Below are 11751 nucleotides of genomic sequence, written 5' to 3'. Positions count from 1 at the left end.
TTTATCTCATATTTCTCGATATATTAATAACTACGGCTGTAGCCTGGCACTCTTTAAGGTCATGTTTGCCGTGACCATTCTGAATATAAGGCTTGCCTTCTTTATCCATAAGGTAGCGGCCGATAACAATCTCATTGTTTATCAGGCAGAGGATTATATTACCTTTTTCCGGGACTGTGTCGCGGTCAACAATGGCAATATCCCCGTCCCGGATATCCGGCTCCATGCACTGCCCTTTTATAAGGTAAGCCTCTATATTCTTGCCAGTGGCTTTAGGCCGTGCCAGGTAGATATATTCAATCGGGGCTTCAACATTATCACCGGCATGAATAACGAAATCTGTGTAAACTGGTACGGCTATGGGCGAAGCCAATCTTAGGCGTTCCAGGATATCTTCAGGAGTTTCAGTAAAGGCTTTACCTGTTTCAAATCCAGCTTTTGAATAGAGTTCTTCAACAGTCATGCCGAAAACTTTGGCAATCTTTATTGAAGTCTCTACCTTCGGCACAGAACGGCCAATTTCAATTGTGGCCAGACTAGACCGGGAAATACCAGCTCTATCAGCTAATTCAGTCTGAGGCCACCCCCGGCGTTCTCTCAACTCTTTAATTATTATCCCTAAATTAGACATCTTTTACCTCAACTGTGGCAATTGTAACAGTATCGTTGTGAATTTTAAAGATATGGAGAGGTATTGAGACTAAATTAGTGTTGTATTTACGTCTATTTAACCGTATTCACTGTTGTATTTAAAACAGTATTCGGTTACATTATAGGCAATTCTGTTGTATTTTTAACATTAGGTGCTAGATGAGACACAAACTAACAAATAAAGAGGCTGGCCGCCTGGGTGGACTTAAAACAGTAGCCCTATATGGCCGGGAACATATGAAGGAACTGGGCAAGCTTGGGGGTAGACCCCGGCTGCCTACCCTTCAGGAGATACGAGACCGCAAAGCGAAAGCTTCAAATATAGAAAATAACAAAGGAGTGGCTACCGGCGGTTATTCATTAAAGGAGCTAAAGCTGATGTGGGCAAGCCGTACTGCGTAAGTGGTACGGCTTAACTTTTAAAAACGAAAGGAAAACACATGGACCAGAAGTATGAACGCAAATCTTATTGTGAGATGAAAATCCACAGGGCAAGGGTAACCAAAGAACCGGTAATGACCTATACACCCACCGGCAAAGCCGTAACCAGGTTCTCGGTAAGTTACGGCGGTTACTGGGACAAGGAAAAGAAAGAGGAAACTGTAGCCTCTACCTGGAAGAACATTAAATGCTGGGGAACTTTAGCCGAAAACAGTTACAAAGAACTTAAAAAAGGCCAGTTCGTATACCTGGAAGGGATAGAAGAAACCAGTGAATACAAAGGCAAAAAGTATGACTCCCTGACGGCCGAAGATATCCAGATAGAACTTGATACCGGCGAACGCCAGCTGCTGGCTGAAAGCAACAACAAGGAAAAAGCCGGCAAACACTAGGTTTTAAAGCCTGCGCAGCTTTGAGATATACGCAAAAGAAAGGTGGTGAAAAAGAAAATGGGCAAATTGTTTTCAATGATAAAACACGTAATCATCCCTGACCCTGCCCGGGTAGAAGTATTGCAGGGCCGTGCCAAAAGCTTCATTACCAGCCTGGCTTGTAATCAGGTTGGGAACGTAAATGTAGGCGGCCTGATAATGCTGTTCATGGCGGCCTTCTTCCTGATGGCCCTCACCCCGGCGTTGGTAAGTGCCAATGCTACCATTCAGGCCGATGTCAGTTCCAGCGAAATGGTTAAAACCATTATGGACCTGCTTGTCTGGGCTATTCCTCTGGGCGGCGGCGCCGGTATCATCATGGCGGCTGTAAACCTGTTCAAAAACGACTAATCTCTCTCCCCTGCCCTGAAGGCGATAAGGTAGTTTTCAGGGCAGAGATAGTTAGATTAATACAGAAAGGACAAATGGAATGAAGACAAACATTAAACGAATAATCAGGGTAATATCCAGCCTGGCGGTAATGCTGGTTGCTATGCTGCCCGGTACGGTATCTGCTGCCGAAACGCTGCAAACCAAGACGTTTACAGCAACCTCGGCCTATGAATATTATGCAGATAACTTAAACCTTACCTGGTCTGATTTGGCCGTATCCGGCAACCCTTTTCAGACCTCAATAGCCAGTTCAATAATGCTGGGTGACGGGGGCAGCACCTTTTATAACGGCTATACCTGCTCTACAGCCGGCAGTGTAACTGATGCCCAGAATGTGGCCAGCACCTCAGACAGCGTCATGATATACGGGCAATATATCAGAGGACAGTCGTTTACTGCTTTAGGTTCGGGCGGACTGCAATATATAACATTCAAGGTGTCTAAAACAGGCACACCGGGCGACCTGACACTAAAGCTGTATTCCTATAATACGCCTACATCATTAGGGGCGCTTATAGGCAGTGTAGTAATACCTCAGGCACAAATAAGCACCTCTACTACCAATTACACCTGGGCTATGAGCAATCTGCCCATAGAACAAGGGCTTAAATATGTGGTAGTTGGCCAGTGCAGTACAGGCACATCCTCAAACTACTACAAGTTTTATTGTGCCACCAATAACCCTTACAGCGGTGGCGCTGTAATGACCACTGATGGCAGTACAGTTTATGAGACAACTGCTGACCTGTATTTCAGCGTGACCAGAATGACCGGTTTGATGTCTTTAGATGATTACTACCGGAATATTCTGTACTTCAACCTTGAAGGGCTGCTGGATAACTCCAAGATACGCAGTATTGAGGTAGTCCTGCATCAGGGCGGCACTATCTACCATAAGACCAAAGCGGTACTGGTATTTAACCCGGCAAATCTGGAAAGCCAGACTGACGGGCGCTGGTTTATGGCCAATGCCTATAACTCAACCCAGTATTACCCGGCAGGTCAAACGGATGCGGATAAAGGGGCAAACGGCCTGCACAGCTGGGATTTAGTACCCACAGAATGGGATTCGGCTAATCAAGTCTCCTGGCTTACCCCCTATTTAGATGACAATGACAATTTACGCATCGGGGTAATACTGGAAGATGCCATGCTGGGCTATCCCTCTTATGACAGTAGCAATAATGTACTCTGGAATCCGGGGGAAGCTTATATTGACGAATGGGTAAGCCCCGGCTGTTCGGATATAACACTGGGCGAAGATACGGTAAAGATAGAGCCCTATATCATAGTTACTTATGTAAACGGGGCTTTCTATGTACCGCCGCCGGAAACTCCCACTATCGGTGACTTACTCCAAATAATACCCGATACGATAGGTAAAATCGGGGAGCAGGATAGCGGTGTCCGCTGGCTTATTATGCTTACCTGCGTAGCTGCTTCCATAGCTCTGTGCTGGAAAGTACGTATAATGGCTATTGTAACCCCTCTGTTAGTTGTGGGGGCGTTTATTGCCATGCAGTGGATAGATATCTGGCTGGTGCTTTTACTGGCTGCCCTGGGTGCTTTTGTAGTCTGGCAGATGGGAAGCGGCAAGCGGCTGATGGGTGGTGACGGGTAATGTTCAGCAATAACGGGCTGCTGATTTTATCCGTACTGCTGGTTATGCTGCTTAGTCTGGTGGGCGCTCACTTCGGCATTGGCGGAGTCGGCTCTTACACTGGCGGAGTACCCATAGAACAGCCAACGGGTATAGTCGATGCCTTTACCAAGATAGGAGACAGCGTAGCCTTCCTGTGGGGCGCTGTAACCTTCCAGCTGGAAGGCGTGCCCGTTTTGTTTAACATCATACTCTTTACTCCTATCGGCTATATCCTGGTTTATATCGTACTTAAGCTGCTGAGAGGTACAGAGTAATGATAGATATTGGACTCATAATCACCCTGGTGGTATTCGCAGTGCTTTTTATCGGGGCAATACTGGCCAGGGGCAGCTGGCTTCTGCTGAGTGCCTGCGGCTTTCTCCTGATGTCACTGCTGCCCAATGAAGCTATACCCCAGTTTGCCAAGATAGGCATAGCGGTTGGCATGGCCTGGTGTTTTGTCTGGGCCATGATGATTTTAATAAGAGGTGAAGACAATGCGTGATTTGGAAATATTCCGGCCCTCAAACCGGTGTTATGTACTGGTGAATTATATGGATAGACGGCTGTTGGAAAAAGGGCTGGTTACTGATGTAACAGACAAGGGTGTGCATTTTGAATACCGTCTCAATGGCAAGCATCATGTTTATCATGAACACGACGAAGAATACCGGGTGCCTCAGTTATGGAACAGACCCCTATTCGCCCATGTCTTTGGCTCGGCGGTAGATTATGACGTAGTAACCGGGCAAGCCATGTTTGACGGCAATATGTTTGACCAGGCTGTAAACGGCAAGATTACTTCAGACGCCCTCAAGGAGATAAAAGGGCTTAATAAGAAGATGTCCATCAACTTTATGACCATTCTCCTGGTAGTGGCTATCTTTGTCGGCGGCTTATTCGTACTTCAGAACAAAGACAAAATATTCAATCTCAGCAGTAATGAGCCTGCCACTGAACAGACCATACCGGATAATCCGGTCTATCCTGACAATCCGGCAAACAACCCTTCTGACGGCACGGAAATACCCGAAGGGGATTATATACCGACTAATCCTCCGGCTGGAGGCAGTTAAATGTCATATTTAGAAGAACAGGAGAAAATCGGAATTCATCCCAGCCAGTTGGGGAATAAAAATGTTTCCAGCCAGATGCTGGAATATTCATCCACTAACCGCAACTGTCCGGTAGCTTTGGCCAGGACTCTACAGCTCTGTCATATGACATCTGAGGTACTTGGCATTTCCTGCTTTCACCAGATTGCAGACCAATGCGAAAGATACGCCCATACAGCTGATACTCTGGTAAGAGATCAGGCGGCCACAGTTGCCAAGTATGAAGCGGTAGCCCTGGAAGAAAAACGAAAGCAGGGCTTTTTCCAGTTCGGAATCGGCAAGGTGTAAAAAATGGAAACTGACCGCCTGATAGAGGGAGTAGTAAAAATCCGGGGCTATATGCGTTGCGGCAAGACTGCCAGCATGGTAGCCCTGGCTGTTAATGAGATAAAACTTGGCCATTTCAGACCTGACAAAGTTATCTCTAACGTTTCTATTCCCTCTTACGGCATAGAGCAGAAGCGCAACTCGGAAATAATAGACTTCCTGGCCCGAATGAAAGAAGAAGAGCTGCGAAGCTGGCTGATACTTATAGACGAAGCAGATCAGCTGTTCAGCCACCGGGGATACACCGGTAAGCAGCAAAGCCAGGTACTGGTTAACATTTGGCAGACCATGAAGCTGGATAACCTCATTATATACACCATGCACGAAGGCCTGGGCGTAGACCTGATATTCCGTGAAGCAACCATAATGTCACTTCTTCCCGAAATAACCGGAGACCGGATAGTCATCTATACCATAGATGGCCGGTTTGGCGGAGATCCTTATTTGCTTGAAATCGCACCGGCCTCTGAAGTGTTCAAGCTATATGACACGAAGCAGACAGTCTATTAAAAATGAACATCCCCCGACTTGAACAGTTTTTACTGTTGCCCTGCCAGTCAAGGCTGTGTAACAAGCCGCCAGATCCGGCGATAGCCGATCAGGGCGGCGAGGCCTTGACCAAGGGCTAGACTGGAAAACTCAGGTCGGGGGAACAGTTTAAAAAGGAATGCAAAATGAAGGTAGCAGTTCTTTGTGAAAAATCCAGACGTGTTGCCAGTGCATTTGAAGCACTTGGCCATGACGCCGTCAGCTGCGATATTTTACCGGCTGAACAACCGGGTAATCATATTCAGGGGGACATACGAGACTATGATTGGCATGATTACGACCTGGTTATTGCACATCCGCCCTGCACTTACCTTTGTAATGCAGGCGTAAGGTGGCTGCATAGATATCCAGACAGATGGAAACAGCTTCAAATAGCTGCTGAATTCTTTCGTTGGTGTTTAGGCTTGCCATGCAAGAGGCTGGTTGTAGAAAATCCGATACCCAGCAGCTACGCATTAAAACAGATTGGTCTTCATTATGACCAAATCATTCAGCCATATCATTATGGAGATGCCGCACGGAAAGCAACTTGTTTATGGCTTAAGGGTGTTCCTCCGCTGATGGCCGAATTCAGCGGCAGAGAAGGTTACTTGCATAATGTATTGCAGGAACACGGTGACAGAGCGGCGAATCGAAGCAGGACATATCCTGGAATCGCAAGGGCTATGGCTGAACAATGGGGAAGAATTTAAAAATATCAAGGGATTAAGAAATGCCGGGAAGACCGGCGACCTCCCTCACCTACTAACAGGGAGGTCGCAAACGCCATATGAATACACCCGGATAAAGGCAGGCAGCAAAATGTATACAGTTATTGGTTCTGGAATAGATAGCCTGGTAATAGGTTTTAACGTAGCAGGATACAGAGACCCCGAGAGCTTTAAAATCCTTGAGCAAGCCAAAGAAGAAGCCGGCGAAAAGCTCTTTGGTGGTAAAGGTACAGGTATAGACTGGTACGGCAAGCCTTTTGTAGTCCATGCCAGAGGCGCTAAGGGCTATGAATGGGTGCTTGAAAACGCCGATGTAAGCATCTGTATTGCCAGAAAGCCGGAGAATGGCCGGATCTATCCTGAATTATATGTAACCTTCAGGGCCGAATATCTTTGGTCTTTCAATGAACGTAACGTTGTCTATGACCTCAAACACTGGCTAAGTACCTGGGCTATTATAACCGGTGATAAAGTCTCCCGGTGTGATCTGTGTATAGACCTGCAAATGGATATGCCTCAAATAAACCTGGCTAATGACGTAGTAACCCGGGCCAGAGGCAAGACTGAATACTATGGCAGCTTACCGGCTGAACACTATGTGAATGGTAAAAGGGATACTGGTTACCGTTTCGGCCAGGGTGCAATTATCAGCCGGATATATGATAAAAGCCTGGAAGTTGTTATCTCACAAAAAGAGTGGTTTCAAACCCTTTGGTCAGCCAATGGCTGGGATGGTGTAAGCGCAGTAACCCGGGTTGAATTCCAATGCAGACGTGACTTTCTCAAGGAAATGAGCGTTGATGATTTCTGGTCTCTTACTGAACGTATAAGCGACATATGGAGATACTGCGCTCAGGACTGGCTTACTATTAGAACCCCGGGTAATGACAGCCACCGCCACAGATGGAAGATCAAAGACTGGTGGAATGTAATAGAAGAAGGTTATAGCTTCTTTGGAGAACTCTACGGGGTGTTGAGATATAAACAGAAGAAGTGTAAATATGATCACCTTATGAGGCAGGCCAGAGGAGTACTCTTGACAGCTGCGGCTTTATGCTGTGTTTCAACTGGTACTATACACGCCGCCAGTCAAGTGAATCAGGAAGCAGCACAATGGTTTAACTCTGATGAATTCCGGGTTGAAGTTCAAAATCGGATTATAGAAGTTGGCGGTATGAATAATGAGAAACTGCCTAAGTTAGTAGAGGAAGCAATCAAAATCGGAGCAGAATTATGCATTAACAACTTTTAAAATACCACTATACAAAATTTATATTGTTATTATATATAAAACCTGAAAAAATGAGCATATAGTTTAGCACAATGGTTGTTTATTTTCAAGTTTCATGTTAATATTGACTATCAAATGATATACCATACATTAGAAGGGTAGGAGTAAAAATGGCTTTCAATGGAAGGTATACTTGTGATGATCCAATTAAGTTCATGAAAATGCAAAAGATTGTCCAGGTATTGAACTATCTTGCTATTAAAGCAGGGGGAAGAATAAACAAATTAAAGGCTTTAAAGCTAATTTACTTTGCCGATAGATATCACTTGCGCAAATATGGGCGATTAATCTCAAATGATACTTATTATGCGATGAAGCTTGGCCCTGTGCCATCATTAGCCTGTGATATTGCTGAATCTGATGCGTATTTAGACGATAGTTATTTAGAATATGCAGGAGAATATATTCATCCAATTGACAATGGCTGTGAAAACTCTATCGAATATAATTCGATTAAAAGCGCTGATTTGGATTTATTTTCTGAGACAGATATAGAGGCAATAAACTATGTTTGGCAAAAATTCGGAGAAATAGAGCCATTTAGACTTGCTGAAATGACGCATGATTATCCTGAATGGCAAAAACATAGTAAAGTAGCTAAGCGAAATCGTCGGGTTGATATGGAGATAATAGATTTCTTAGACGATCCTCGAGAAGATATTGATAAGATATTTGAACTAAGCGACCAAGATAAAGAGTGCCTACGCGAACAAATAGTGGAGCGCAATAAGATCGAGATTGCCTGGTCGATATAGTGGTGGATCTCCCTCCAGAAATCATTCGAGCTCAAATCAAGCAAGGCGCAGTATATTTGTTTCCTATAGACGAATTCCCTGAGAAATCTCATTACTGTATTATCTTAAACAAAAACCCTCTATCTGATCCTATATTAATATATGTATATATTACAAAAAATGTCTCTAGAGTAGTAAGTTGCAATAATAATTCTAGGGATACTCTGGTGTTTATTGGCCCGGAAGAATATCCTATTCTAAAATTTCCTTCAATAATTGACTGTAATGAACTACATACCATAACTCTTCAAGACTTAATCACAAAAAATAGTAAAAATGAATTACGTATTATAGAAGAGATTTCTGAATATATTTGGAATAAAATTGCAAACGGTGTATTAGCAAGCAAGAGAATCGAATCTATCTATAAAAAATTGATTTAAAGTCTCATATTATCCACGGGGCTAAACTTCTTGTGCTCCTGAACAGCATACTCACTTCTCAGGCTGGCTGTATAGCGTTTGGTCATAGTCAAGGTACTATGGCCAAGCAAGGATTGGACTTCAAACTCCCCTGCTCCGTTTATAAGTGATTGAGTAGCAAAGGTATGTCTGAAAGTATGAGGGCTACACCTGACACCTGTTAAGCCAGCTCTTTTGCCAAGCTCACGGATTACCACCTTTATCCCTTCAGTCGAAAGGTCTGTACCGGTAGTTGAAAGCCAGAGTGCCGGGCATTCGTCTTGCCTGGTAAGTAAATATCGCAGAATAGATTCCTGGGTTTTGTGTCCAATGCGAACTATCCGCTGCTTTGCACCCTTGCCCATTACGATTATGGTTTCTTTATCAAAATCCATATCTTTTAACTGGATAGCTGCCATTTCAGAGACACGCAAGCCAGTATCCAGCATGGTAAGTATCATGGCCCGGTTTCTTAACCCAGTTGGGCTGTCTCCGCAAGTAGTAAGCAAATCTGCTATCTGTTGTTTGGTGAACGGCCGAATTACTTTTTGTTCTGTCCTAGGCGGCTTAATGGTTGCCAGGGGACTTTTTGAAAGTACACCTTCCTCAACAAGCCAGTTAAAGAAGCGTTTTACAGCCTTGTAGTAATCAAGTACTGAGGTTGGGTTATTCCTCTCCTGTAGTTTGACTAGGTAAAGCCTGACGTGGTTTGCTTCTATCTCCTCAACTGTGTTTATGCCGAGTGTTGCACAATAGCTAAGGAATGAGTTTAAGGCATAGGTGTAATAATTGATAGTATGGGGAGAAAGACGAGCAACTTTGCACGTCAAGACAAAGGCATTTAGCCTTCCAGAAAGGTTTTTGAAATTAGTTAAATGGTAGGTTTTAGCTAGGGGTTGTTCGTGAGAACCAGATGTAGTTAAATGGTAAGAAAGCATTCATTTTTGGCTACCGGACTGCTTTTTAGCTTTATGGTGGAGCCGGAGGGATTCGAACCCTCTACCTTTTGACTGCCAGTCAAACGTTCTCCCAAGTGAACTACGGCCCCAGCAACAGATAGATAATCTATCACAAATAGACACCAAGTGCAACTTTTTTTAGCTTTATAATAAAACCTCGGGGCGATTATTTAACCCCAAGATTCCGTGTTTTACTTTACTTTTTTGCTTTCCAGACAGTGCCACCGGCAGAATCTTCAAGAAGTATCCCGGCAGAATCCAGACTGGTACGGATTTTGTCTGCCAGCTGGTACTGCTTTGCCAGACGCAGGTCTTTTCTGAGTTCTATCAACAACTCTATAAAAGGTACGGCATCGGTCCCAGTCTCGGGTTCTGCTATTTTTAGACTCAGCCCGAGGATATCTGCAAGTTCTTTAAACAGTTTTTGTCCGTCCGTACTTTTACCACCCTCAGCTTCAATACGGTTTAACTCCCTACTGAGGTCAAAGATAGTAGCCAAAGCGGCTGAGGTATTAAAGTCATTGTCCAAATACTGGGTAAACCGCTCACGGTATGTCTCAACATCTACATTTGTTTCATTGGCTTGGGGATTATCCTGTCTGGCGGCTGTCTGACGCAGGCGTTCCGCCCCTTTTTCGGCCGCTTCCAGGGCTTCTTCAGAATAAGTAAGTGGATTACGATAGCTGGAGCTAAGCACAAAAATACGCAGGGCATCAGCCGAATAGTGGCTGAGGGCTTCTTTTATGGTAACCAGATTACCCAGCGACTTGCTCATTTTTTCTTCGCCAAGCTTGAGAAGGCCGTTATGCAGCCAATATTTTACAAAGGGTTTGACCCCGCTAAAACACTCTGACTGGGCTATTTCATTTTCATGGTGGGGAAAGATAAGGTCCTGCCCGCCGCCGTGTATATCTATCTGCTCTCCAAGATAACGCAGAGACATGGCCGAACACTCAATATGCCAGCCAGGGCGTCCCAATCCCCAGGGACTTTCCCAGGAAGGTTCACCAGGCTTGGTGGCTTTCCAAAGGGCAAAGTCCATAGGGTATTCTTTTTCTTCATCAATTTCCACCCGGGCACCGGCCATCATCTGTTCCAGAGTACGGTGGGACAGTTTGCCGTATCCTTCCACCTGCTGCACCCGCAGGTAGACACTGCCGCCTGCCTCGTATGCATAGCCTTTTTCTATAAGTCCGGAGACCATTTCTATTATCTTGGGCACTTCCTGAGTTGCCCGCGGGTAGTAGTCTGCCGGAGTTATGTTGAGTGCGGCCATGGCATCCAGAAACACCCCTATATTTCTTTCGGCCAGGGTAGAAGGCTCTATGCCCTGAGCGTTGGCTTTGGCAATTATCTTGTCATCTATATCTGTGAAATTCTGGATATATTTTACCCGGTAACCTTTGTAGCTGAGGTAACGGCGGATTACATCAAAGTTTATATAGCTCATGGCATGGCCGATATGCGGCTCTGACTGCGGGGTTATGCCGCAGACATACATTTTTACCTTGCCATCTTCCAGAGGAATAAATTCTTCCAGCTTGCCGGATAAAGTGTTATATATTTTCATAGTCTATTTTTCGTCTACGAGGGCCACTGCCCAGGCTGCCATGCCTTCCTCGCGGCCTACAAAGCCGAGTTGCTCCGAAGTGCTGGCTTTTATCCCTACCCGCCCCGGGTCTATTCCCATGGCCTTGGCAAGGTGTTTACGCATGGTATCTACATGGCCACGTAGCTTTGGTTCCTCCGCTACTATAACTGAATCTACGTTTATTATCCCGAAACCTTTTTCAGCCAGCAAGGCTGTTACCTGCTCAAGGAGTTTAAGTGAAGATATGCCCTTGAACTTGGGGTCACCCGGCGGGAAGTAAAGCCCTATATCCCCCAGTGCCGCCGCCCCCAGAAGCGAATCCATAATGGCGTGGGTAAGCACGTCCGCATCACTCCAGCCAATAAGCCCACACTCAAAAGGAATTTCCACCCCGCCCAGCACCAGCTTCTGCCCCGGTGCCAGACGATGTACGTCATAACCGTTTCCAACACGCAT

General features: G+C 45.3%; 17 protein-coding genes and 1 tRNA gene. 13 read left to right on the top strand and 5 right to left on the bottom strand.

The window, feature by feature from the left end; all coding sequences use genetic code 11:
• Window position 1: 1 nt before the first annotated feature.
• Window positions 2-631 (bottom strand): XRE family transcriptional regulator, encoded by a 630-nt coding sequence (locus tag UCH007_RS00370; protein ID WP_081042204.1) that lies wholly within the window; start codon window positions 629-631, stop codon window positions 2-4.
• 179 nt (window positions 632-810) lie between these two features.
• On the opposite strand from UCH007_RS00370, the gene UCH007_RS00365 reads away from it, so the two are divergent.
• The 13 genes from UCH007_RS00365 to UCH007_RS00305 all read left to right on the top strand — a co-directional run bounded on the left by UCH007_RS00365 (window position 811) and on the right by UCH007_RS00305 (window position 8727).
• On the top strand, window positions 811-1053 hold the full coding sequence (locus UCH007_RS00365) for a hypothetical protein (protein WP_023651775.1): 243 nt from the start codon (window positions 811-813) through the stop codon (window positions 1051-1053).
• A 38-nt stretch (window positions 1054-1091) separates the two neighbouring features.
• The gene (locus UCH007_RS00360; protein ID WP_046960745.1) at window positions 1092-1484 is read left to right on the top strand and encodes a single-stranded DNA-binding protein; all 393 of its coding nucleotides are present in this window, start codon (window positions 1092-1094) and stop codon (window positions 1482-1484) included.
• 45 nt (window positions 1485-1529) lie between these two features.
• Complete coding sequence (locus tag UCH007_RS00355) at window positions 1530-1874, top strand: hypothetical protein (protein WP_156171821.1); 345 nt, start codon at window positions 1530-1532, stop codon at window positions 1872-1874.
• 79 nt (window positions 1875-1953) lie between these two features.
• Complete coding sequence (locus UCH007_RS00350) at window positions 1954-3537, top strand: hypothetical protein (protein ID WP_046960743.1); 1584 nt, start codon at window positions 1954-1956, stop codon at window positions 3535-3537.
• Window positions 3537-3833 carry a hypothetical protein gene (locus tag UCH007_RS00345; RefSeq protein WP_041330395.1) on the top strand — a complete coding sequence of 99 codons (297 nt, stop codon included), beginning with the start codon at window positions 3537-3539 and terminating at the stop codon, window positions 3831-3833. Before UCH007_RS00350 ends, UCH007_RS00345 begins: the two co-directional genes overlap by 1 nt.
• A complete protein-coding gene (locus UCH007_RS00340) occupies window positions 3833-4063 on the top strand; it encodes a hypothetical protein (RefSeq protein WP_046960742.1) in 231 nt (76 codons plus the stop codon). Before UCH007_RS00345 ends, UCH007_RS00340 begins: the two co-directional genes overlap by 1 nt.
• 49 nt (window positions 4064-4112) lie before the next feature.
• A complete protein-coding gene (locus tag UCH007_RS00335; RefSeq protein ID WP_156171819.1) occupies window positions 4113-4634 on the top strand; it encodes a hypothetical protein in 522 nt (173 codons plus the stop codon).
• A complete protein-coding gene (locus UCH007_RS00330; protein ID WP_046960740.1) occupies window positions 4635-4961 on the top strand; it encodes a hypothetical protein in 327 nt (108 codons plus the stop codon).
• Window positions 4962-4964: 3 nt separating this feature from the next.
• Window positions 4965-5510, top strand: a complete 546-nt coding sequence (locus UCH007_RS00325) for an AAA family ATPase (RefSeq protein WP_046960739.1) — start codon at window positions 4965-4967, stop codon at window positions 5508-5510.
• Between the two features lie 164 nt (window positions 5511-5674).
• The gene (locus UCH007_RS00320; RefSeq protein ID WP_046960738.1) at window positions 5675-6241 is read left to right on the top strand and encodes a DNA cytosine methyltransferase; all 567 of its coding nucleotides are present in this window, start codon (window positions 5675-5677) and stop codon (window positions 6239-6241) included.
• Between the two features lie 109 nt (window positions 6242-6350).
• On the top strand, window positions 6351-7511 hold the full coding sequence (locus UCH007_RS00315; RefSeq protein WP_046960737.1) for a hypothetical protein: 1161 nt from the start codon (window positions 6351-6353) through the stop codon (window positions 7509-7511).
• Window positions 7512-7660: 149 nt separating this feature from the next.
• On the top strand, window positions 7661-8305 hold the full coding sequence (locus UCH007_RS00310; RefSeq protein ID WP_046960736.1) for a Panacea domain-containing protein: 645 nt from the start codon (window positions 7661-7663) through the stop codon (window positions 8303-8305).
• A 2-nt stretch (window positions 8306-8307) separates the two neighbouring features.
• Window positions 8308-8727, top strand: coding sequence for a hypothetical protein (locus UCH007_RS00305; RefSeq protein WP_156171817.1), 420 nt, complete (start codon window positions 8308-8310; stop codon window positions 8725-8727).
• On the opposite strand, the gene UCH007_RS00300 is transcribed toward UCH007_RS00305, so the two are convergent.
• The 4 genes from UCH007_RS00300 to ispF form a co-directional block, all read right to left on the bottom strand.
• Window positions 8724-9683: a tyrosine-type recombinase/integrase gene (locus tag UCH007_RS00300; protein ID WP_046960734.1), complete on the bottom strand. Its 960-nt coding sequence runs from the start codon at window positions 9681-9683 to the stop codon at window positions 8724-8726. The two genes, UCH007_RS00305 and UCH007_RS00300, sit on opposite strands and share 4 nt — an antisense overlap.
• A gap of 34 nt (window positions 9684-9717) precedes the next feature.
• Window positions 9718-9793 (bottom strand) — tRNA-Ala (locus UCH007_RS00295).
• 107 nt (window positions 9794-9900) lie between these two features.
• Window positions 9901-11274 carry a cysteine--tRNA ligase gene (gene cysS / locus UCH007_RS00290; RefSeq protein ID WP_046960733.1) on the bottom strand — a complete coding sequence of 458 codons (1374 nt, stop codon included), beginning with the start codon at window positions 11272-11274 and terminating at the stop codon, window positions 9901-9903.
• A gap of 3 nt (window positions 11275-11277) precedes the next feature.
• Window positions 11278-11751, bottom strand: coding sequence for a 2-C-methyl-D-erythritol 2,4-cyclodiphosphate synthase (gene ispF, locus UCH007_RS00285; protein ID WP_046960732.1), 474 nt, complete (start codon window positions 11749-11751; stop codon window positions 11278-11280).

Source organism: Dehalococcoides sp. UCH007 (assembly GCF_001010485.1).
Lineage (GTDB): Bacteria > Chloroflexota > Dehalococcoidia > Dehalococcoidales > Dehalococcoidaceae > Dehalococcoides > Dehalococcoides mccartyi_A.
This window is presented reverse-complemented; position numbering and strand designations above follow the sequence as displayed.

Excerpts from the sequence above, each read along its gene's own strand:
- ispF (WP_046960732.1), bottom strand. The coding sequence starts at position 11,751 with ATGCGTGTTGGAAACGGTTATGACGTACATCGTCTGGCACCGGGGCAG.
- UCH007_RS00300 (WP_046960734.1), bottom strand. The coding sequence starts at position 9,683 with ATGCTTTCTTACCATTTAACTACATCTGGTTCTCACGAACAACCCCTA.
- UCH007_RS00315 (WP_046960737.1), top strand. The coding sequence starts at position 6,351 with ATGTATACAGTTATTGGTTCTGGAATAGATAGCCTGGTAATAGGTTTT.
- UCH007_RS00360 (WP_046960745.1), top strand. The coding sequence starts at position 1,092 with ATGGACCAGAAGTATGAACGCAAATCTTATTGTGAGATGAAAATCCAC.
- UCH007_RS00350 (WP_046960743.1), top strand. The coding sequence starts at position 1,954 with ATGAAGACAAACATTAAACGAATAATCAGGGTAATATCCAGCCTGGCG.
- UCH007_RS00370 (WP_081042204.1), bottom strand. The coding sequence starts at position 631 with ATGTCTAATTTAGGGATAATAATTAAAGAGTTGAGAGAACGCCGGGGG.
- cysS (WP_046960733.1), bottom strand. The coding sequence starts at position 11,274 with ATGAAAATATATAACACTTTATCCGGCAAGCTGGAAGAATTTATTCCT.
- UCH007_RS00310 (WP_046960736.1), top strand. The coding sequence starts at position 7,661 with ATGGCTTTCAATGGAAGGTATACTTGTGATGATCCAATTAAGTTCATG.
- UCH007_RS00320 (WP_046960738.1), top strand. The coding sequence starts at position 5,675 with ATGAAGGTAGCAGTTCTTTGTGAAAAATCCAGACGTGTTGCCAGTGCA.
- UCH007_RS00340 (WP_046960742.1), top strand. The coding sequence starts at position 3,833 with ATGATAGATATTGGACTCATAATCACCCTGGTGGTATTCGCAGTGCTT.
- UCH007_RS00330 (WP_046960740.1), top strand. The coding sequence starts at position 4,635 with ATGTCATATTTAGAAGAACAGGAGAAAATCGGAATTCATCCCAGCCAG.
- UCH007_RS00365 (WP_023651775.1), top strand. The coding sequence starts at position 811 with ATGAGACACAAACTAACAAATAAAGAGGCTGGCCGCCTGGGTGGACTT.
- UCH007_RS00345 (WP_041330395.1), top strand. The coding sequence starts at position 3,537 with ATGTTCAGCAATAACGGGCTGCTGATTTTATCCGTACTGCTGGTTATG.
- UCH007_RS00325 (WP_046960739.1), top strand. The coding sequence starts at position 4,965 with ATGGAAACTGACCGCCTGATAGAGGGAGTAGTAAAAATCCGGGGCTAT.
- UCH007_RS00335 (WP_156171819.1), top strand. The coding sequence starts at position 4,113 with ATGGATAGACGGCTGTTGGAAAAAGGGCTGGTTACTGATGTAACAGAC.